Annotated in this window: 17 protein-coding genes; 8 read left to right on the plus strand and 9 right to left on the minus strand. The window is 71.4% G+C overall.

The genetic code is table 11. The features are described 5' to 3' along the window. The first annotated feature begins 304 nt into the window (after positions 1-304). Positions 305-796 (plus strand): prepilin peptidase, encoded by a 492-nt coding sequence (locus IF09_RS44390; RefSeq protein ID WP_418953007.1) that lies wholly within the window; start codon positions 305-307, stop codon positions 794-796. A 131-nt stretch (positions 797-927) separates the two neighbouring features. On the opposite strand, the gene mgrA is transcribed toward IF09_RS44390, so the two are convergent. Continuing rightward, a complete protein-coding gene (mgrA, locus tag IF09_RS0100985) occupies positions 928-1,965 on the minus strand; it encodes an L-glyceraldehyde 3-phosphate reductase (protein WP_030290966.1) in 1,038 nt (345 codons plus the stop codon). Between the two features lie 129 nt (positions 1,966-2,094). On the opposite strand from mgrA, the gene IF09_RS0100990 reads away from it, so the two are divergent. The 5 genes from IF09_RS0100990 (at position 2,095) to IF09_RS0101010 (ending at position 7,865) form a co-directional block, all read left to right on the plus strand. After that, on the plus strand, positions 2,095-2,856 hold the full coding sequence (locus IF09_RS0100990) for an isoprenyl transferase (RefSeq protein WP_030290967.1): 762 nt from the start codon (positions 2,095-2,097) through the stop codon (positions 2,854-2,856). 384 nt (positions 2,857-3,240) lie between these two features. After that, positions 3,241-4,557 carry a PhoH family protein gene (locus IF09_RS0100995; protein ID WP_030290969.1) on the plus strand — a complete coding sequence of 439 codons (1,317 nt, stop codon included), beginning with the start codon at positions 3,241-3,243 and terminating at the stop codon, positions 4,555-4,557. A gap of 406 nt (positions 4,558-4,963) precedes the next feature. Further along, complete coding sequence (locus IF09_RS0101000) at positions 4,964-5,680, plus strand: transglycosylase SLT domain-containing protein (RefSeq protein WP_199920386.1); 717 nt, start codon at positions 4,964-4,966, stop codon at positions 5,678-5,680. 108 nt (positions 5,681-5,788) lie between these two features. Beyond that, on the plus strand, positions 5,789-7,198 hold the full coding sequence (locus IF09_RS0101005) for an AI-2E family transporter (RefSeq protein WP_030290973.1): 1,410 nt from the start codon (positions 5,789-5,791) through the stop codon (positions 7,196-7,198). Positions 7,199-7,346: 148 nt separating this feature from the next. Beyond that, positions 7,347-7,865, plus strand: a complete 519-nt coding sequence (locus IF09_RS0101010) for a hypothetical protein (RefSeq protein ID WP_158709890.1) — start codon at positions 7,347-7,349, stop codon at positions 7,863-7,865. 78 nt (positions 7,866-7,943) lie between these two features. Here the strand turns inward: IF09_RS0101010 and IF09_RS0101015 are convergent, their stop codons facing one another. Then, complete coding sequence (locus tag IF09_RS0101015; protein ID WP_030290977.1) at positions 7,944-8,480, minus strand: alkyl hydroperoxide reductase; 537 nt, start codon at positions 8,478-8,480, stop codon at positions 7,944-7,946. Positions 8,481-8,483: 3 nt separating this feature from the next. Continuing rightward, positions 8,484-9,038 (minus strand): peroxiredoxin, encoded by a 555-nt coding sequence (locus IF09_RS0101020; protein ID WP_030290978.1) that lies wholly within the window; start codon positions 9,036-9,038, stop codon positions 8,484-8,486. A gap of 136 nt (positions 9,039-9,174) precedes the next feature. Between IF09_RS0101020 and IF09_RS0101025 the strand changes: the two genes are divergently transcribed. Next, complete coding sequence (locus IF09_RS0101025) at positions 9,175-10,122, plus strand: hydrogen peroxide-inducible genes activator (RefSeq protein ID WP_030290980.1); 948 nt, start codon at positions 9,175-9,177, stop codon at positions 10,120-10,122. Between the two features lie 176 nt (positions 10,123-10,298). Here IF09_RS0101025 and IF09_RS0101030 read toward each other — a convergent pair whose 3' ends face one another. The 3 genes from IF09_RS0101030 to IF09_RS0101040 all read right to left on the minus strand — a co-directional run bounded on the left by IF09_RS0101030 (position 10,299) and on the right by IF09_RS0101040 (position 12,970). Next, positions 10,299-11,618 carry a serine hydrolase domain-containing protein gene (locus IF09_RS0101030; protein WP_078612987.1) on the minus strand — a complete coding sequence of 440 codons (1,320 nt, stop codon included), beginning with the start codon at positions 11,616-11,618 and terminating at the stop codon, positions 10,299-10,301. Positions 11,619-11,771: 153 nt separating this feature from the next. Then, positions 11,772-12,029 carry a hypothetical protein gene (locus IF09_RS39795; RefSeq protein WP_037633712.1) on the minus strand — a complete coding sequence of 86 codons (258 nt, stop codon included), beginning with the start codon at positions 12,027-12,029 and terminating at the stop codon, positions 11,772-11,774. A 29-nt stretch (positions 12,030-12,058) separates the two neighbouring features. Continuing rightward, entirely contained in the window at positions 12,059-12,970 is a 912-nt protein-coding gene (locus IF09_RS0101040; RefSeq protein ID WP_037633598.1) for an SPFH domain-containing protein, read from the minus strand. A gap of 230 nt (positions 12,971-13,200) precedes the next feature. On the opposite strand from IF09_RS0101040, the gene IF09_RS0101045 reads away from it, so the two are divergent. Further along, positions 13,201-15,438, plus strand: a complete 2,238-nt coding sequence (locus IF09_RS0101045; RefSeq protein ID WP_030290986.1) for a transglycosylase domain-containing protein — start codon at positions 13,201-13,203, stop codon at positions 15,436-15,438. A gap of 68 nt (positions 15,439-15,506) precedes the next feature. Here the strand turns inward: IF09_RS0101045 and IF09_RS0101050 are convergent, their stop codons facing one another. The 3 genes from IF09_RS0101050 to IF09_RS0101060 all read right to left on the minus strand — a co-directional run bounded on the left by IF09_RS0101050 (position 15,507) and on the right by IF09_RS0101060 (position 20,579). Then, positions 15,507-16,967, minus strand: a complete 1,461-nt coding sequence (locus IF09_RS0101050) for a catalase (RefSeq protein ID WP_030290987.1) — start codon at positions 16,965-16,967, stop codon at positions 15,507-15,509. A gap of 57 nt (positions 16,968-17,024) precedes the next feature. Then, complete coding sequence (locus tag IF09_RS0101055) at positions 17,025-19,085, minus strand: SpoIIE family protein phosphatase (protein WP_234320859.1); 2,061 nt, start codon at positions 19,083-19,085, stop codon at positions 17,025-17,027. Positions 19,086-19,883: 798 nt separating this feature from the next. Beyond that, entirely contained in the window at positions 19,884-20,579 is a 696-nt protein-coding gene (locus IF09_RS0101060; protein ID WP_030290992.1) for a DUF402 domain-containing protein, read from the minus strand. Positions 20,580-20,628: the final 49 nt, after the last annotated feature.

Consider the following 20,628-nt stretch of genomic DNA (forward strand, 5'->3'; position numbering starts at 1 on the left):
GCGCGGGTCCGGGCGGAGCCCGGGGAACGGAGGAAGGTCGGGGCGGGGAGACGGCGCAGCGCAGCGGGAGCCCGGGCCGGCCGGGGCGGCCGGTCAGGGGGCTCGCCCCGGGCAGCGGGAGCCGGGGCTCCCGGGTCGGGGCACGGCCGACGGCACCGCCCGGCGGGAGCCGGGGCTGCCTGGGCGAGGTGGTCAGCCGGATCGCGCTGCGCAGCCGCAGGCGGATCCCGCGCCGGCAAGGCGGTCGCACCGGTATGGGCCGTCCGTTGCGTGGAGCGGTGGCCTGGCCGGGGTGGTGTGCGGCGTGGTGGGGGGAGCCGTCGGGGGGCGGCCCGAAGGGGTGGTGTTCGTCGGGGTGGTGCCCGTGCTGCTCCTGCTGGCCCTGGTGGATCTGGGCGTGCAGCGGCTGCCCGACCTGCTCACCCTGCCCCTGGCCGGTGCCACCGCCGCCGGGCTCGGGGGAGCCGCACTGCTGCCCGGCGCCGGTGGGAACTGGCGCGGCGCGCTGCTCGGTGGCGCCGCGCTCGCAGGGGCGTACCTCCTGCTGTTCCTGATCAACCCCGCCGGCATGGGCTTCGGCGACGTCAAGCTGGCGCTCGCGCTCGGGGTCATCCTTGGGTGGTACGGCTGGGGGGTATGGGCCGTCGGGGCGTTTCTCGGGTTCCTCTACGGCGCCCTGTACGGGCTGGCCCTTGTGCTGCGGGGCCCCGGAGGCCGCCGGACGGCGTTTCCGTTCGGCCCCTTCATGGCCGCCGGAGCCCTCACCGGAGTGCTGCTGGGTGGTTTCGGAGCGTAATCATCTTGCGCCGATGCACGCATCACGCTTTACGAAGGGTTATGGTGGAACCCCCCCCTCGGGCCGGTCCGTATCCCCCCCACGGACCGGCCCGTTTTTTGTTTCCCCTGCGGGCCGAGTAAAAGCGCAGGTCAGCCGCGTTGGGCCCAGATGTTGGTGCCGGGGGTGGACACCGCGAAGGAGTCGATCTCCTTCAGCTCCTCCTCCGAGAGCGGCGCACCGCCCAGAGCCGCCACGTTCTGCTCCAGTTGCGACACGCTCGAAGCGCCGATCAGCGCCGAGGTCATCCGCTCGTCCCGGAGCACCCAGTTCAGCGCCAGCTGCGCCAGCGACTGCCCGCGGCGGGCCGCGATCTCGTTCAGGCCGGCCAGGCGGCGGACCACGTCCTGCGACAGCAGGTCCGGGTTCAGGGACTTGCCCGCGGCGGCCCGCGAGTCCTCCGGGATGCCCTTCAGGTACTTGCCGGTCAGCAGCCCCTGCGCGAGCGGCGCGAAGGAGATGCAGCCCATGCCGGCCTCCTCCAGGGTGTCCAGCAGGCCGTCCTCCTCCGTCCAGCGGTTGATCATGGAGTACGAGGGCTGGTGGATGAGGGGGCGGACACCCATCTCGCGGAGGATGCGCGCGGCCTCGGCCGTCTGCTCGGCCGTGTACGAGGACACGCCCACGTACAGCGCCTTGCCCTGCTGGACCGCGGACGCGAGCGCGCCCATGGTCTCCTCCAGCGGGGTCTCCGGGTCGAAGCGGTGCGAGTAGAAGATGTCGACGTAGTCCACGCCCATCCGCTTCAGCGAGGCGTCGAGCGAGCTCATCAGGTACTTCCGGCTGCCCCACTCGCCGTACGGCCCCTCGTGCATGAAGTAGCCGGCCTTGGTGGAGAGGATGAGCTGGTCGCGGTAGGACGCGAAGTCCTGCGCGAAGATCTTGCCGAAGTTCAGCTCGGCCGAGCCCGGGGGCGGGCCGTAGTTGTTCGCCAGGTCGAAGTGGGTGACGCCGAGGTCGAAGGCCCGGCGCAGGATCGCCCGCTGGGACTCGAGGGACTTGTCGTCACCGAAGTTGTGCCAGAGGCCGAGGGAGATGGCGGGGAGCTTGAGGCCGCTGTGGCCCGTGCGCCGGTACTGCATGGAGTCGTAGCGTGAGGGCTCTGCCCGATAGGGATTGTTATCAGTCACGTTGTCCTCCCTATCACGGACTTGTGACAGACCGAGTTGGGTACCCGATCCCGCCGCGCAGTAATGTGGCGGCCTCGGGGGAAGGACCGCATTTCGCACGGGGGCATTGCACGGAGGGGCTGGAAGATCGTGAAGCTGCGCGACCTGGTGTACAGGCTCTACGCACGCCGGGTGGAAGGCCGCCTCGACCATGACGCGTCGCCCAAGCACATCGGCGTGATCCTGGACGGGAACCGGCGCTGGGCGAAGGCGTCCGGAGGTACGACGGAGCAGGGCCACCAGGCGGGGGCCGACAAGATCTCCGAGATGCTGGGCTGGTGCACCGAGACCGACGTCGAGGTCGTCACCCTGTGGATGCTGTCCACGGACAACCTGGACCGGCCGGAGGTCGAGCTCCGCCCGTTGCTCAACATCATCGAGAACACGGTCCGGGGACTGGCCGCGGACGGCCGCTGGCGCGTCCACCACGTCGGCAACCTCGACATCCTGCCCGCGCAGACGCAGTCGGTGCTGAAGGAGGCCGAGCAGGCCACCCACGACATCGACGGGATACTCGTCAACGTCGCCGTCGGCTACGGCGGCCGCCAGGAGATCGCCGACGCGGTCCGCTCCCTGCTGCTCGAGCACGCGGAGAAGGGCACCTCGTTCGAGGAGCTCGCCGAGATCCTCGACATCGACCACATCGCCGAGCACCTCTACACGCGCGGCCAGCCCGACCCGGACCTGGTCATCCGCACCAGCGGCGAGCAGCGGCTCTCCGGGTTCATGCTGTGGCAGAGCGCGCACTCCGAGTACTACTTCTGCGAGGTGTTCTGGCCGGCCTTCCGCAAGGTCGACTTCCTGCGGGCGCTGCGCGACTACGCCGCCCGCCACCGCCGCTACGGCGCCTGACGCCCCCTCGGCACGGCACTTTTCGGAACCTCTCGCGGCGCGCCCCGGACCTCCGGCGGCGCGCCGTCGCCGTATTCCGGGGGGTCCCCCCGGCCCAGGCCGTCCTTCCTGCAAGGCCTTCACCAGGGATTCACCGAGCGTCCGTCATATGCCATGGCATGGCCGGGCCTGATCGGGGAATATCCCTTTCAGGTCGATGCCCGATCCACGGGTGTCGAGTCTCAGCGGACGGCATGGGGTCGTCCGCCCGGGAGGCCCTTTGCGCCAGGACGCACGTGCGGTTCGCACGGACGAATGGGAGGGCCGGAAATCGGCCCCGGCATGGGTGCCGATGACCGGTCCGGTCTTCATGGCCCGACCTCTTCCGAGGGGGTACGTCCTTCCGTGGTGACCAGCACAAAGCGCCGCCTGCCCGACAGGCGGACCTACGTCCTCGACACCAGCGTCCTGCTGGCAGACCCCAACGCGATCAAGCGGTTCGACGAGCACGAGGTCGTGCTCCCGATCGTGGTGATCACCGAGCTGGAGGCAAAGAGGCACCATCCCGAACTCGGCTACTTCGCCCGTCAGGCCCTGCGCCTGCTCGACGACTTCCGGGTTCGCTACGGTCGCCTCGACGCCCCCATCCCGCTGGGCGATCTGGGCGGCAGCCTTCGTGTCGAGCTCAACCACTCCGACCCCGGTGTCCTGCCGGCCGGCTTCCGGTTGGGGGACAACGACTCGCGGATCCTCGCGGTCGCCCGCAATCTCCAGGCCGAGGGCTACGACGTCACGGTCGTCTCGAAGGATCTCCCGCTGCGCATCAAGGCCTCCTCCGTGGGGCTGCTCGCCGAGGAGTACCGGGCGGAGCTCGCGATCACCGACGCCGGCTGGACCGGCATGAGTGAGCTCGCGCTGTCCGGGGAGCAGGTCGACCTGCTCTACTCCGAGGAGCGGCTGTACGTACCGGAGGCCGCCGAACTGCCCGTGCACACCGGGCTGGTCCTCCAGTCCGAGCGCGGCAAGGCCCTGGGCCGGGTCACCGCGGACGGCAACGTCCGGCTCGTACGGGGCGACCGCGAGGCCTTCGGGCTGCACGGCCGCAGCGCCGAGCAGCGCATCGCCCTCGACCTGCTGCTCGACCCGGAGATCGGGATCCTCTCCATGGGCGGCCGGGCCGGCACCGGAAAGTCGGCGCTGGCGCTGTGCGCGGGCCTGGAGGCGGTGCTCGAGCGGAGGCAGCATCAGAAGGTGATGGTCTTCCGGCCGCTGTACGCGGTGGGCGGCCAGGACCTCGGCTACCTGCCCGGGGACGCGTCCGAGAAGATGAGCCCCTGGGCGCAGGCGGTCTTCGACACCCTCTCGGCGGTGGCCGGGCGCGAGGTCATCGAGGAGGTGCTGAACCGGGGGATGCTGGAGGTCCTGCCGCTCACGCACATCCGCGGCCGCTCGCTGCACGACGCCTTCGTGATCGTGGACGAGGCGCAGTCGCTGGAGCGGAACGTCCTGCTGACCGTTCTGTCCCGAATCGGAGCGAATTCGAGGGTTGTTCTGACCCACGACGTCGCCCAGCGGGACAACCTGCGGGTCGGCCGGTACGACGGAGTGGTGGCTGTCGTTGAGAAGCTGAAGGGGCATCCCCTCTTCGCGCACGTCACGCTCACCCGCTCCGAGCGCTCCCCGATCGCCGCGCTGGTCACCGAGATGCTCGAGTCCCTGTAGGAGCGAAGGGGGTAAAACCCCCATAGCGGGAAAGTGAGTTGGCGCCGCCCGGCAAAGGCCCGAGAGCCTAGCCGGGCGGCGTCGTGCTGCACAGCCCTTTGGGCAAACCAACGGCAACATCCCAGGTGTGACCTTTCCCACGCAACGGATAATTGCCTTGCGGTGTCGGGGTCCGGCAGAGTCTGTTTTCCGTCAGGCCCCGCATACGGCACACCTGTATCTCCCGTTACTACGACGGGAGGTGCAAGCAGCACCACAACTCCACAGTCGTTCGCCGTATGCCGCCCGAGCACCACGCGGCAGCCCCCGCAAGGGAGTTGCCCACGGGCCCGCGCCTCCAGTGATCGCAGCACCACGGAGGCCAGTGTCGAGGGGCACTATTGCGCCCGCCCGGTCACTGCGGACGCTGCTGGAAGGACACCGTGTGAGCCGGATCTCGGTCCGGGGATTCGCTGTGGCTTCGGCCACCGCAGTCACCACCGTCGGCGCAGTCGTGGGCGTTGCCGCTGGCGACCCCGCCTCGAACGATCTCGAGACCACCGCGTCCGGGGCGACCCTCCTCGCCGACATCCCGGTCGGCGAGCAGGCACAGGTCCAGAACGCGTCCCTGACGCAGCAGGCCGATGCCATCGCCCAGGGCGCCGACACCGACGCCAAGCGCGTCGCCGAGGAAGCCGCCCGCATCCAGGCCGCCGAGGACGCCAAGTCCAAGAAGGCCGAGGCGCAGAAGGCCGCCGACGAGAAGGCGAAGAAGGACCGCGAGGAGAAGGAGCAGATCGCCAGCCGCTCCGCGTCCCGCAGTGCCGGCGACTTCGCCGTCCAGAGCTCCTACACGGTCGCCCAGGTCAAGGACATCGCCCGCCAGATCGTCCCGGCCGGGCAGTTCCAGTGCTTCTCGAACATCATCAACCAGGAATCCACCTGGAACTACAAGGCCGTGAACTCGTCCTCGGGCGCGTACGGTCTGGTCCAGGCGCTCCCGGGCTCGAAGATGTCCTCGGTCGCCGACGACTGGCGCACCAACCCGGCCACCCAGATCCAGTGGGGCCTCAACTACATGAACGGGCGCTACGGCAGCCCGTGCAGCGCCTGGAGCTTCCACCAGGCCAACGGCTGGTACTAGTACCGGCCACCCGCTCAACCCCGGGGAGCCCCGCACCGTCCTACGGTGCGGGGCTCCTCGCGTGTACGGTCTTTCGAGGTGTGTCCACGGGCGGGGGAAGGGAAGATCATGGCGAAGAGGGCAGGCTGGCTCGGCCGGCTCGGGAACAGGCTGAGCCGCATGGAGGCGCAGCTCCAGGCGCGGCGTGCCGAGGTCGAGGCGGAGACCATCGACGCCGCTCCGGTCCCGGTCGCCGCTGCGGTCGCCGCCCCTACGGGCGCCGGTGCGGGGGCCGCTGCGGGGACTCCGGCAGCCCCGGCGCCCACCCCTGAGCCCACCGCTCCCGCCGGGCAGCCCGGCCACCCGCACCCGCCCGTCGTGCGCGGGCGTCCCGACCCGGTGAGCGTCGTCCCGTGGGGCATGCGCGTCGCCGCCGAGGTCAGCTGGCGGCTGCTGCTGCTCGCCGGGATGCTCTGGGTCGTGATGAAGGTGATCAGCGAAGTCCGCCTGGTCGTCCTCGCCTTCGCCGCCGCCCTGCTCGTCACTGCGCTGCTCCAGCCCTTCGTGGTCCGGTTGCGCCGGCTCGGGCTGCCGCGCGGGCTCGCCACCGCCGTCACCGCGATCCTCGGGTTCGTGGTCATCGGGCTGGTCGGCTGGTTCGTGGTCTGGCAGGTCATGGAGAACCTCGACGACCTCTCCGCCCGCGTCCGCGACGGCATCAACGAGCTCAAACTCTGGGCACTGGACAGTCCGTTCCACGTGACCGAGAAGCAGATCAACGACATCGCGAAGAACCTCAGCGAGACCATCGGCACCAACACCGAGCAGATCACCTCCGCCGGCCTCCAGGGCGTGACGGTCCTCGTCGAGGTGCTCACGGGCATCCTGCTCGCGATGTTCTCGACCCTGTTCCTGCTCTACGACGGCAAGCGCATCTGGACCTGGGTGCAGGGCCTGGTCCCGGCCGCCGCCCGCCCCGGTGTGGCGGGCGCCGGTCCGCGCGCCTGGCGCACGCTGACGGCGTACGTCCGCGGTACGGTGCTCGTCGCGCTCATCGACGCCATCTTCATCGGCCTCGGCATCTACTTCCTCAAGGTGCCGATGGCGGTGCCGCTGGCCGTCTTCATCTTCCTGTTCGCCTTCATCCCGCTCGTCGGCGCGGTGGTCTCCGGCGCCCTCGCGGTGGTCGTCGCCCTGGTGACCCAGGGGCCGTGGACCGCGCTGATGGTGCTGGCCGTGGTGCTGGCCGTGCAGCAGATCGAGGGGCACGTGCTGCAGCCCTTCATCCTGGGCCGGGCGGTACGGGTGCACCCGCTCGCGGTGGTGCTGTCGGTGGCCGCGGGCGGCATGGTCGCGGGCATCGGCGGAGCGGTGGTCGCCGTCCCGCTGGTCGCCGTCACCAACACGGTGGTCGTCTACCTGCGGGCCTACTCCCGGGAGCAGCTCCTGCACGGTGCGGCGGCGATCGGCCCCGGCCCGCACGGCTCGACGGCGTTCGAGCAGGCCGCGCGGGAGGCCGGGCGTGATCAGCGAGCCTGAGCTCGAGGGGGACTGGGACTCCGGCCGGCCGGCCGCGCCGGCGCAGGAGCCCGACGCCCCGCGCGAGCGCGTACGGGGGCCCCGTACGGCCTGGTTATGGGCCCTCGGCGGGGCCGTGGTGGCCTCGGCCGTCTGGGCGGGGGCCTTGGTGGCGCAGGATCGTTTCGCCGCCACCGTGCCGCGGATCTCGTACCGGCACGCCGAGGACCTGTGCAAGGTGAAGCTGACCGCGGTGTCCGCGGCCACCGTGCAGCTCACGGGGGACTACGCGCGCCACGGCGAGCACCCCGCGCTCGACTGGGCGTACTGCGTGCACGGCGGGCGGTTCGCCGAGGGCCACATGTCGTACGGGGCCGAGGTGGCGGTCGCGCTGCACAAGAAGACCGATCCCCGCACGGAGTTCGGCGCGGACCCCGCCGGCCTCAGGGGCATCGGGGGCATGGCGAGTTCAGGCGGCGAGGTGGAGCAGGTCCCCGGGCTCGGCGAGCGGGCGCTGCTCACCCGGCGGGTCGGTGGCTCACGGCTCCAAGTGCTCGACGGGGGCGCCGTCTTCACCATCACCGTCGAATGGTTCGGGGAGCAGGACGAGCCGGACCCGGACGAGGACGCCGTCCAGGCGGCGATGATCGAGGACATGCGCGCCCTGATGACGGCCCTGCGCAAGTGAACGACCGGCGCAGGTGAACGACAGGGCCCCCGCTGCCGGGACGGCTGCGGGGGCCCTGTCGTTCACGTACGAGGAGGACTACTCGGCGGCGAGGGCGGCCTCGGCGTCGAGGGTGACCGCGACGGCCTGGATCACCGAGGCGATCTTGAAGGCCTCCTGGATCGTCTCGCGGTCGACGCCCGCCTTGCGCAGGACCTGCTCGTGCGAGTCCAGGCACTGGCCACAGCCGTTGATCGCGGAGACGGCGAGCGACCACAGCTCGAAGTCGACCTTCTCCACGCCCGGGTTGCCGATGACGTTCATCCGCAGGCCCGCGCGCAGCGTGCCGTACTCCGGGTCGGAGAGCAGGTGCCGCGTGCGGTAGAAGACGTTGTTCATCGCCATGACCGCGGCCGCGGACTTGGCGGCGGTGTACGCCTCCGGCGACAGGGCCGCCTTCGCCTCCGGCTCCAGCTCACGCAGGACGCGCGGGGAGCGGGCGGCGATCGCGCAGGACAGGACCGTGCCCCACAGCTGCTGCTGCGGGAGGCCGCTGTTGCCGATGACCGAGCCGAGGTTCAGCTTCAGGTCCTTGGCGAAGTCCGGTATGGCGGACTTGAGGGTGTCGAGGGACATCCGTCACTCACCGGCCAGCAGCGCGCCGGCGTCCAGGGTGCCCTCGCCCTTGTTCCAGTTGCAGGGGCACAGCTCGTCGGTCTGCAGGGCGTCGAGGACCCGCAGGACCTCCTTGGGGTTACGGCCCACGGAACCGGCGGTCACCATCGTGAACTGGATCTCGTTGTTCTGGTCGACGATGAAGACGGCGCGCTGCGCGAAGCCGTCCTCGCCCTGCACGCCACAGGCCTGCATGAGCTCGTGCTTGGAGTCGGCCAGCATCGGGAAGGGCAGGTCACGCAGGTCGGCGTGGTCCTTGCGCCAGGCGTGGTGGACGAACTCGGAGTCGCCGGAGACGCCGAGGACCTGGGCGTCGCGGTCCTGGAACTCCTCGTTCAGCTTGCCGAAGGCGGCGATCTCGGTCGGGCAGACGAAGGTGAAGTCCTTCGGCCAGAAGAACACCACGCGCCACTTGCCCTCATAGGTCTTGTGGTCGATCTGGGCGAACTCGCTGCCGGCCTCGAGCGAGACGCAAGCGGTCAGATCGTAGGTGGGGAACTTGTCACCGACAGTGAGCACGTGCTCTCCTTGCAGAAGTGGAAAATAGCCCTTTTGGGGGTTTTCCGAGGGGGTTGGACGGATCTCACATGCTGGCACAGCAGGATTGATTACGGAAATAGCTAGACTCGAGGCGGGTGATCGGAGGTGCCTATCAGTGGCTGTCGGTAATAGGGGAGCGAAGCAGGCGACGCTCGCGCAGCTGCGCGCGTTCGCGGCCGTCGCCGAGCACCTGCACTTCCGGGACGCCGCGGCGGCCATCGGAATGAGCCAGCCGGCGCTCTCCGGCGCCGTCTCCGCGCTGGAGGAGGCCCTCGGCGTGCAGCTGCTGGAGCGCACCACCCGCAAGGTGCTGCTCTCGCCGGCGGGCGAGCGGATCGCGGCCCGGGCCCGGGCGGTCCTCGACGCCATGGGCGGGCTGCTGGAGGAGGCCGAGGCGGTACGGGCCCCTTTCACCGGGATCCTGCGGCTCGGGGTGATCCCGACGGTGGCCCCGTACCTGCTGCCGACCGTCCTCGGGCTGTTCCACCGGCGCTACCCGCGGATGGACCTCCAGGTGCACGAGGAGCAGACCTCCTCGCTGCTGGACGGGCTGGCCGGCGGACGGCTCGACCTGCTGCTCCTCGCGGTCCCGCTCGGCGTCCCCGGGGTCACCGAACTGCCCGTCTTCGACGAGGACTTCGTCCTCCTCGCACCCCGGGAGCACCCGCTCGCCGGGCTCAGGGACATCCCGCGCGAAGAACTGCGGGGCCTGCAACTGCTGTTGCTCGACGAGGGGCACTGCCTGCGCGACCAGGCCCTGGACATCTGCCGCGAGGCGGGCCGGAGCGACGGGGCGGACGTCACCACGACCGCCGCCGGGCTCTCCACCCTCGTACAACTGGTCGCCGGGGGACTGGGGGTGACGCTGTTGCCGCGTACCGCGCTGCGGCTGGAGACCGCCCGCAACGAGTACCTGGCCACGGGGTACTTCGCCGAGCCCGCACCGTCGCGGCGGATCGCGCTCGCGATGCGCACGGGCACGGCCCGCCAGGAGGAGTTCCGGGCCATCGCGGGCGCCCTGCGCGAAGCCGTACGCCCGCTCCCGGTGTGGCCCGCCGACTAGGGCGGACCGGCCGGGGGCGGGCGTACGGGCCTGCGCACGCCCGGCGTCCCTCCGGTGGTGACCAGCAGCAGCGCGACGCCGAAGCCCACCCCTATGCCCGGTGAGGACCCCCTCGACCTCGACGAGGCCGTTCTCCGGGAAGCGGGACATGGTCCGAATCTCTTGGGGCCGAAGACCTAGACCGTGGGGAGGGCGAGCCCGGTGTAGATCTGGTTGAGGAGGGTGGGCAGCAGGGCCTGGGCGGTCATGCGGCCGTCGGGCGACAGGGTCAGGTTCGTCCAGATCACGAGCGTGACGTCGTTGTCCGGGTCGTGGCCCATGAAGGAGTTGAAGCCCGGGAGTTCACCGCCGTGGTAGTACATCGCCGCGTTCGGGGCGAAGCGCTGGTAGGCGATGCCGTAGCCGTACTTCTGGCCGTCGGGTGCCTTCGGGTCCTCGGCCTGCGGGCTGCGCAGCCACTGCTGCTGGGCCGCGGAGCCGAGGATCTTGCCCGTCACCAGCGCCCTGATCCATGTGGCCAGGTCGTCCGCGGTGGAGACGGCTCCGCCGGCGGCGTGGGCGTACGAGGGGTTCTGGTGGGTGTAGTCGAGGGGCGCGAGCTTCCCCGCCCGGGCCGCCTCGCGCATCGCGGCGGGATAGGGCTTGTCCACCATCGCGTACGAGGTCCCGCCGTACATGTAGCCGTGCGCGTAGGGCTCGGGGAGCGACACGTCGCGGATGCCGGGGAGTGACGTCCCCTTCAGCCCGAGCGGGGTGAACAGCCGGTCCTGGAACTGCCGGGCCAGGGGGCGGCCGCCGGCCTTCTCGGCGACGAGGCCCAGCAGGACGTAGTTGGTGTTGGAGTACTCGTAGGACGCGTCGGGCGCGAAGTTGGGCGGCCGGCGGAAGGCCATGGCCAGGACGTCCTGCGGGGTGTAGGCCTTCGCAGGGTCGGCGTCGAGGGCGGCCGCGAGCTCGGGGGCGTTGGTGTAGTTGTAGAGCCCGCTGCGCATCTTCAGCAGCTCGGCGATGGTGATCTTCCCACCGCCCGGCACCCCCGGAACGTAGGCCGAGACCGGATCGCTCAGCCGGAGCTTGCCGTCCTGGGCGAGGAGCGCGATCAGGGCGGCCGTCATCGTCTTGGTGTTGGAGGCGATCCGGAAGTGGACGCCGGTGTCGGGCGGCTCGGCCGTGCCCCGTTCCGTGGTGCCGACGGTCGCGCGGAAGGTCCCCTGGGGGGTGCGGAGCAGGACCACCGCGCCGGGCACCATGAGCTTCTTCGCCGCGCGGTCCACGGCGGCCTGGAGCGCGGCCGGATCGATCGGCTTCAGTGCCGAAGGAGCGGGGGTGGGGTCGGCGCTCGCCGTCGCGGCGGGCGCGGCCGACGGATCCTCGAGCGCCACGGCGGGCGTCGCACCGCCGGGAAGGGCGCCGGCCGCGATCAGCAGGGCCGCGCAGGGTGCCAGCACAGCCGTACGGCGGGCAGGGCGCGAGGGTCCGGTTCGGGAGGTCCTCATGCGTCCATTGTGGGCAGGGGCGCCCGTTCCGGCAGGTCGGGGCGGACCCTTGCGAGTGCCGGCGGGCGGGCCTGCGGGTATCTCCGGCCTGAGGGCCTGGTCGGCCGGAGATACCCGACAGGGGTACGCCCCCACACGCTCACCGTGGTGCCGTCAGGAGTCGGGCGCGCTGCGCGGGCGGCCGCGCGGCCGTATCGGGGCCGCCCCGCCCGGGAGGCGGCCCGTCTCCGACAGGGCCCGCCGCAGCAGGAACTCGATCTGTGCGTTGGCGCTGCGCAGTTCCTCGCCCGCCCAGCGCGCGAGGGCGTCGTACACCTGCGGGTCGAGCCGCAGCAGCACCTGCTTGCGCGCCTGCCGCCCCCCGCGCGGGGCCCGTTCCTGGCCCCGGCCCTCGCCGGGACCCTGTCCCAGCGCCGGGTCCTGCGGCTCGTCGGCGGGGCTCACTGGTAGAGCGTGCCCGCGTTGACCACCGGCTGGGCCGCCCGGTCGCCGCAGAGGACCACCATCAGGTTCGAGACCATGGCGGCCTTGCGCTCCGGGTCCAGGTCCACGATGTCCTCCTCCGCCAGGCGGGTCAGGGCCAGTTCGACCATGCCGACCGCCCCTTCGACGATCTGCTTGCGGGCCGCCACGACCGCGCCCGCCTGCTGGCGCTGGAGCATCGCGGAGGCGATCTCCGGAGCGTACGCGAGATGCGTGAACCGGGACTCGATGATGCGGACGCCGGCCGCCTCCACCCGCGCGTGCAGTTCGAGCGCCAGCTTCTCGGTGATCTCCTCGGCGTTGCCGCGCAGCGAGAGCCCGCCCTCCTCGTGCGAGTCGTACGGGTACTCGATGGCGATGTGCCGGACCGCCGCCTCGGTCTGGGTCTCGACGAACTGCGTGAAGTCGTCCACCTCGAACGTCGCCCGTGCGGTGTCCTCCACCCGCCACACCACGACGGCCGCCAGCTCGATCGGGTTGCCGTACGCGTCGTTGACCTTCAGGACGGCCGTCTCGTGGTTGCGGACCCGGGTGGAGATCGTCTCGCGCGACGTCAGCGGGTTGACCCAGCGGAGGCCGTCCGTACGGATCGTTCCCCGGTACCGGCCGAACAGCTGGACCACCCGGGCCTCGCCCGGGGCCACCGTGTTCAGCCCGCTCATCGAGATGACCGCGACGAGGATCAGCAGGACGCCCGCCGGTATCAGGGACGCGTGCATCACCGTGCCGTCGGCGGTCACGCCGAGGGCGATCAGGCCCGCGCCGGCCACCGCGCCCAACAGCCCCAGTACCAGGGCCAGTCCGCCGCCCATGCTGCGCGCCGTGAACTCCCGTACCGCGCCAGCGGTTGCCGCCGTGTTCGTCATCATCTGCCCCGTTTCGCTTGGTCGCGGCCGGTCGAGCCGCTTAGCAAAGTGATATCACTTTTTGGGGCTGCCGCAACCCTATGGGCTTGCCGCGCGTCGGTTCCCTTGATGTGGGTGCTGATTCTCACGTCCGAATTGACCGATATTGGCCATGGTTGGCCAACCTTTGTCACAACCTGCGGTGTTAGCTTTCTGAGCTGACGTCGGGGGGGAAATCGAGCGGAGCGGGAGCGATGGGCCGAGCAGAAGCGCGAAAGGCGCAGCAGCGCAGTGCGCGACGGGCGCCGCGCGGGCGCGCCACCGGGAAGGGGCGCACCGGCAAGCCGACCGGCATACGTCGCTTCTTCACCTGGAAGAAGATCCTGGGGACGCTGTTCGGGCTGCTCCTGCTCGGCATGGGCGCGCTCGTCGCCCTCTACTTCTGGGTGGACGAGCCCGACCCCAACGCCGACGCCCTCAAGCAGAGCAACGTGTACAAGTACGCGGACGGCTCGATCATGGCGCGCGACGGCCAGATGAACCGCGAGATCGTGCCGATCAGCCGGGTACCGAAAGACGTCAAGACCGGCTTCATCGCGATCGAGAACAAGTCCTTCTACAAGGACCGCGGTGTCGACTTCCTCGGCATCGGGCGCGGCCTGTTCAACACGGTCACCGGCAAGGGCAAGGCCGGCGGTTCGACGATCACCCAGCAGTACGTCAAGAACTTCTACCTGAACCAGGACCAGACGGCGACCCGCAAGCTCAAGGAGCTGGTGATCTCCCTCAAGGTCGACCGGCGCATGGAGAAGGACGACATCCTCGAGGGGTACCTGAACACCAGCTACTTCGGGCGCGGCGCGTACGGCATCCAGGCCGCCGCCCAGGCGTACTACGGTGTCGACGTCGACAAGCTGACCCTGGAGCAGGGTGCGTACCTCGCGGCCGTCCTCCAGGCGCCCAGCGACTACGACCTGGCGACCGCGGGCCCGAACGGCACGCGGCTGGTCAAGATCCGCTTCAACGGCGTGCTCGACAACATGGTCGAGATGAAGGCGCTCGACCCCGCGAAGCGCAAGGACCTCCAGCTGCCGATGCCGATCAAGCCCAAGGCCGCCCCCGGCATGGAGGGCCAGAAGGGCTACCTGAAGCAGGCGGCCGACGCGGAGCTGCGCCGGCAGACCGGCATGACCAGCTCCATGCTGCAGGCCGGTGGCTGGGAGATCACCCTCAACATCGACCCCAAGAAGCAGGCCGCGCTGGAGAAGGCCGTCCAGGACGAGCTGGAGTCCAAGCTCGACCGCAAGGACCGGCCCGTCGACGCGAGCGTGCAGGCCGGCGCCACCTCCGTGGACCCGAAGACCGGCGCGGTCGTCGCGATGTACGGCGGCACCGGCCTCGGCGACCACTGGGCGAGCAACGCCCTGCGCCAGGACTTCCAGCCCGGCTCGACCTTCAAGCCGATCGTGCTCGCCTCCGCGCTGGAGAACAAGTCCACGACGCACGACGGAAAGCCGATCACCCCGAACGCGCTCTACGACGGCACCAGCAAGCGCCCGGTCGTCGGCAGCGACACCCCGTTCGCGCCGCAGAACCAGGACAACACGAACTACGGCGACCCGCTCCTCACGGTCCAGGCGGCCACCAACTCCTCCGTGAACTCGGTGTACGCCCAGATGATCGTGGACGTGGGCCCGCCGAACGTGAAGAAGACGGCGCTGCAGCTCGGCATGAAGGACCGTGACGGCTGGCCGGAGGACAAGCCGGCCATGTCGCTCGGCACCATGAGCGCCAACACCCTGGAGATGGCCGGCGTCTACGCCACCTTCGACAACCACGGCAAGAAGATCACCCCGACGGTCATCAAGAGCGCCAAGCACGCCACCCGCGAGTTCAAGCCCGTCGAGTCCGTGGGCAGCCAGGCCATCACCCGCGAGACCGCCGACACGGTGACCAAGGTGCTCACCGGCGTCGTCAACGAGGGTTCCGGCAAGGCCGTCAAGAGCTCCGCCTACGAGGCCGCCGGCAAGACCGGTACCACCGAGTCCAACGTGGCCGCCTGGTTCACCGCGTACACGCCGGAGCTCGTCACCGTCGTCGCGATGTTCGGCGAGGAGCCCGGAACGGCCAAGCAGGTCACCCTGACCGGTACCGCGGGCGGTGGCCGAGCGGGTGGTTCCAGCTTCCCGGCCGAGATCTGGAAGGCGTACACGCTGGCCGCGCTCAAGGGCGTGAACACGGCCGAGTTCGACCTCTCCGAGGCGAAGATGGGCGCCCCGCAGGCGCCGAGCCGCAGCAGCTCCCCGTCGTCGAGCTCCTCGGCCTCCAGCTCGCCGTCGGCCCCCGTCTCGCCGTCGCAGAACTCCCCGGACCCGGGCAAGAGCTCGCCGAACCCGACCAAGAGCCCGACCAAGAGCCCGGACCCGACGAAGAGTCCGGACCCGACGAAGAGTCCGGACCCGACGAAGAGCCCGCCGATCACGCTCCCGTAGCGCGCACCGCCGGATCCGGCACACCGCCGCCCCGCAGATCCATGCTGCGGGGCGGCGGTGTTTTCGCTTCAGCCCTGGACCGCCGCCGCGATCCGGTCGCCGACCGCCTTGTCGATGTTGCGCCAGTACTGCACGGCACGTGCCAGCACCGGAGCGCTGACCCCGTCCTTCAGGTGCCCGCTGACGTTCGCCACGAGCCGGTCGCGGGCCGCGTCGTCCAGCACCCGCCGGACCATCGTGCCCGGCTGGCCCCAGTCGTCGTCCTCGCGGTGCAGGGAGTACGCCTCCCGCACCATCTCGCCCGCCGAGGCCCAGCCGGCCGGCTCGCCGAAGCGGTCGAAGCCGGCGGCCGGCCCCCCGTACGAGTTCGGCGCGTACGGGCGGGCCGCGGCCGACGGCTCGAAGCGCATCGCGCCGTCCTTCGCGTACGAGGAGACCTGCGCGCGGGACCGGTTCGGCGGGAGCTGGGCGTAGTTCGCCCCGATCCGGTAGCGGTGGGTGTCGGGGTACGAGAACAGCCGGCCCAGCAGCATCTTGTCCGGAGACGGGCCGATGCCCGGCACCAGGTTGGAGGGCTCGAAGGCCGCCTGCTCGATGTGGACGAAGTAGTCCTCCGGGTTCCGGTCCAGGGTCATCCGGCCGACCTCGATCAGCGGGTGGTCGCCGTGCGGCCACACCTTCGTCAGGTCGAACGGGTTGAACCGGTAGTCCGCTGCATCCTCGAACGGCATGACCTGGATGTTCATCGTCCAGCTCGGCGGCTCGGAGCCCGCGATCGACTCGAACAGATCGCGGCGGTGGGCGTCGGGGTCCTCGCCCGCGAGGCGGTCGGCGTCGGCCTGGGTGAGGAACTCGGCGCCCTGGTCGGTCTTCAGGTGGTACTTCACCCAGAACTTCGCGCCGCCGCCGTTGACCCACAGGTAGGTGTGCGAGCCGTAGCCGTTCATGTGCCGGTACGACCTCGGGATGCCCCGGTCGCCCATCAGCCACGTCACCATGTGCGCGGACTCGGGGGACAGGGTCCAGAAGTCCCACTGCATGTCGTGGTCGCGCAGCCCGTTGTCGGGACGGCGCTTCTGCGAGCGGATGAAGTCCTGGAACTTGCTCGGGTCGCGCACGAAGAAGACCGGCGTGTTGTTGCCGACCAGATCGTAATTGCCCTCGTCCGTATAGAACTTCAGGGCGAATCCGCGCGGGTCCCGCCAGGTGTCCGGTGAGCCCTGCTCGCCGGCGACCGTGGAGAAACGGGCCAGCATCTCGGTCCGGCGGCCCGGCTGGAACAGGTCGGCCCTGGTGAACTGGCTGACGTCGTTGGTCACTTGGAAGACGCCGTACGCGCCTGCGCCCTTGGCGTGCACCACCCGTTCGGGGACCCGTTCCCGGTTGAACTGGGCCATCTTCTCGATCAGGTAGTGGTCCTGGAGCAGGACCGGGCCGTCGGGGCCCACGGTGAGCGAGTGCTCGTCGCTCTCCACCGGGATCCCGGCGTTGTCCGTCGTGTACGGGATCTTCTGCGCGTCCTGGGTCACGAGGGTCCTCCCGAGGGGCGGCCGGCTCCCCCTGGCTCCCCCCTCGCGCCTACCCAGTCAACGCCGATCGTTCGCCCCCGGCAACGGGAGCTCGAACCAGACCACCTTTCCGCTGCTCAGCCGGGTGGCGCCCCAGCGGCGGGCCATCCGGTTGACCAGGAACAGCCCGCGGCCGCCCTCGTCGGTGTCCCTCGCGCGGCGCTGGCGGGGCAGCTGCGGGGAGTCGTCGCCGACCTCGCAGCGCAGTACGTCCGTCCGCAGCAGGCGCAACGTCACGGGCCGCTCGGCGTACCGCACGGCATTGGTGACCACCTCGCTGACCAGCAGCTCGAGGGAGTCCTGGAGCTCCTCCAGGCCCCACCGGGTCAGCGCGCGGCGGGCGAACCGGCGGGCCCGGCCCGGAGCGGTTTCCTCCGGGTCCAGGAACCAGTACGCCACGTCACTGGGCGCGATCCCGTCGAAGCGGGCCGCGAGCAGCGCGATGTCGTCGTCCCGGTCGCCCGGGCCGAGCATGTCCAGCACGTCGTCGCACAGGGCCTCCAGCGGCGGCGGATGGTCCAGGCCGGTCAGCTGGGCGGTGGTGGCGAGCCGCTCGCGGAGCTGCTCGATGCCGGTCCACACGTCCCGCAGCCGGGACTCCACCAGGCCGTCGGTGTACAGCAGCAGGGTGGCCCCGGCGGGGGCGTCCAGCTCCACGGCCTCGAAGTCCACGCCGCCGACGCCGATGGGGGCGCCGGGGGGCACGCGGAGCACCTCGGCGCGGCCGCCCAGGTGCAGCAGCACGGGCGGCGGGTGGCCGGCGTTGGCGATGGTGATCCGGTGCGAGACGGGGTCGTAGACCGCGTAAAGGCAGGTCGCCATCCGGTCGGAGCCGAGGCGCTGGGCCTGCTCGTCCAGGTGGTGCAGGACCTCGGCGGGCGGCAGGTCCAGCTGGGCCAGGGTCTGGGCCGTGGTGCGGAGCTGGCCCATGATCGCTGCGGAGGTCATGGAGTGGCCCATGACGTCACCGACGACGAGTGCGACCCGGCTTCCGGGCAGCGGTATGGCGTCGTACCAGTCGCCGCCGACCCGGGCCGTCTCGGCGGCGGGCAGGTAGCGCGAGGCGAGCCGCACGCCGGTGGGCTGGGGGAGGCTGTCGGGGAGCATGGTGCGCTGGAGCTCGTCGGCGATGTACGCCTCGCGGCCGTACAGGACCGCCTTGTCGATGCCGAGCGCGGTGTGCGTGGCCAGCTGCGCGGCGACCAGCAGGTCGTTCTGCTCGAACGCGGGCCGTTCGGGGCTGCGCAGGAACACCGCCGCGCCGATGACGCGACGGCGGCCGCGCAGCGGCGCGAGGATGGCCCGCTGGCCGCGCGGTACGGGGTGTTCCGAGCCGAGCAGCTCCGCCAGCGCGTCCTTGGCCCCTGCGGCGGACCCGAAGACGGGCCGTACGCCGCGCAGGACCTCGGCGAGCGCCCCGCCGGTGCGGATCTCGCACAGCTCGGCCGCGGGCAGGTCACCCTGCGGGCCGACCATCGGCAGCTGGCTGAAGTCGAGCTCCCCTGCGGCCCCCGCGGCCCCGGCGCCTTCCGCTCCGGTCAGATCGTCGATCGGCCGGAGCCGGTCGGTACGGCGCAGCCTTAAAACGACCGGGCCGACGGGACGCTCGTCGCCCACCGGCAGGGGATCGCGCAGGTAGACGAGGATGGCGTCCGAGAACGTCGGCACGGTGGCCCGGCACAGTCCCAGCACGATCTCGTCGAGGTCGATGCCGCGGGCGATCCGCCGGGTGGCGGCCCCGACGAAGCGCAGCCGGTCCCCTTCGCGCCGCGCCGTCCCGCCGTCCGGCGGGGGCGCGCTCCCGCCGAGGACATCGGCCACAGCGGAACTCTGCCCTTCGTACGCCGTGCCGCCGGCACCGGCCGCACCGGCTTGGCCGTCGGCTGCGGCGCCTTGCCCGGCGTCGTCGGCCCCGGCTTCACTGCTCGCGGGGGCGTTCCCGGGGGCGGCGCCGGCCCGGGCTGCACCGGCCCGCCCGGCGGCTGCCGCTGCGTCAGGCCCGGTTTCACGGGCGCGGGCCGAGGTGGTGGTCCCGTCCGGGGCCGGGGGCGTCTCGCGGGGGCGGGAGCCGCCCGGCATCACGGGCGCCTGCCGGTCCTGGCCGTCGGCCTGCCGGTCCTGGTCGCCGACCCGGGCCTCGTGGGCCCGCCCGGCGGGCAGGGCCGCGGACGCAGGGTCCTCGTCGGGGGCGGCCGCCGCGTGCGCGGCGTTCCGTGCGGCTTCGCCGTCGCGCCGCCGCGATCCGCCCGCCGCGGTCTCGCGCGCGGCGTTGCGGGCCGCCTCGCCGTCGCGGGCGCGGCGGCCGGCCGCGCCCTGCGCCGCGGCGGCGCGCGAGCGGCTGCGGCCCGGGCGGGGCGTGCCGTCCTGCGGGGCGGGGACACCCTCGCCGCGCGGCCGCGGGACGTCCGAGGCCCGTCCGGCGCCCTCCGCATGCGCGCGGACCGGGTCGTCGCCGGCCGCGGCCGAACCGCGTACGGCCTCGGCGGCGGGGACGGGGGCCTTGCCGTGGCCCAGTTCCTCCGCCGCACCGCCGGAGGCGGCAGGCATGGTGGAGCCGCCCGGGGCCGGTGTCGCGGCGGCCGCGGCAGGCTGCGGGCCCTCCTGCGAGGTGGGGTACTCCGTCACGCGTGGAATTCCGTCCGTTTGCGCTCGATGTGCGCTGCACTCAACTCGGTCAGTCGCGGTATACCCGCTCAGCGGCGGGGACACCATCACCCCGCGGTACCGCGTCCCGCTCGTTACCTCTCGCCCTGCGTTGACCTCCGGTCAAGTCCCGCGTACGGCACGACATTTACGGATGTGCTGCCGAGCGCGCCTTCCGCGCGCGACCCGCGGAGGGAGATCTTACGTTTGAACCCCGGGGGCGCATCAAGGGTCTCATGAGGTCATATGCGCAGGAGTGCGGTCCCAGTCCTCGGGAAGGGCCGGAACTCCCCAGGCCGGATCCGGCCGCCAGTCCTGCCAGCCGTCGGAGAACGGAGCCCCCCACGCCTTGATCACGTCCACCGCGGCACGCCCCGCGACCTGCACTTGGCGGGCCTGTCCCGCGTCCATCAGACCGGACCGCTGGGCCTGCGCGAACTCGTCCTCGTCCAGCCACTTCCACGTGCGGTCCGGGTAGACGGAGATGTCCAGGAAGTGGTCCACGGAGTCGATCCCGCCGGACCACCGGGTCCGCGGCTCCTCGAGGTTCACGTACCAGTTCTTGAACCGCCAGCCGCGCTCCCAGAACAGCCACACCGACCACGCGTCCCCGGGCCGGGCCAGCTTCAGCACGCCGGCGCCGAACCAGCGCGACCGTACGGTGGTGCGCGGCGCGGTGTACCGGGTGGCGAGCGGCTCCTCGTGGACGGGGCTGCCGTCGGCCAGCACCGGCTTGACGCACTCGGTGCCGGGGGCCATCCACACCGCCAGCAGCTCGTCGGTGTCCTGCACCACGGTCACCGGACGGCAGATGTGGACCGCGCCCTTCAGGCCCGGGGCGTGGTCGCGGTAGCGCCAGAGGATCTGCTCCCCGGGCCGCCAGCGGATGCCCTGCGCGTCGCCGCCCCCGCGGCCTCCGGTACCTGTCATGCGCAGATCTTAGGGCGGGGGCCCCTGCGCCCGCTGCGGTGCAGGTCAC

It is taken from the genome of Streptomyces katrae (genome assembly GCF_000717655.1).
GTDB lineage: Bacteria > Actinomycetota > Actinomycetes > Streptomycetales > Streptomycetaceae > Streptomyces > Streptomyces katrae_B.

What these genes read in the sequence shown, in the direction of transcription:
- IF09_RS0101005 (WP_030290973.1), top strand. Translation starts at nt 5,789, where the DNA reads ATGGCGAAGAGGGCAGGCTGGCTCGGCCGGCTCGGGAACAGGCTGAGC.
- IF09_RS0101015 (WP_030290977.1), bottom strand. Translation starts at nt 8,480, where the DNA reads ATGTCCCTCGACACCCTCAAGTCCGCCATACCGGACTTCGCCAAGGAC.
- IF09_RS0101030 (WP_078612987.1), bottom strand. Translation starts at nt 11,618, where the DNA reads ATGAGGACCTCCCGAACCGGACCCTCGCGCCCTGCCCGCCGTACGGCT.
- IF09_RS0101040 (WP_037633598.1), bottom strand. Translation starts at nt 12,970, where the DNA reads ATGATGACGAACACGGCGGCAACCGCTGGCGCGGTACGGGAGTTCACG.
- IF09_RS0101045 (WP_030290986.1), top strand. Translation starts at nt 13,201, where the DNA reads ATGGGCCGAGCAGAAGCGCGAAAGGCGCAGCAGCGCAGTGCGCGACGG.
- IF09_RS0101055 (WP_234320859.1), bottom strand. Translation starts at nt 19,085, where the DNA reads ATGCCGGGCGGCTCCCGCCCCCGCGAGACGCCCCCGGCCCCGGACGGG.
- IF09_RS0101060 (WP_030290992.1), bottom strand. Translation starts at nt 20,579, where the DNA reads ATGACAGGTACCGGAGGCCGCGGGGGCGGCGACGCGCAGGGCATCCGC.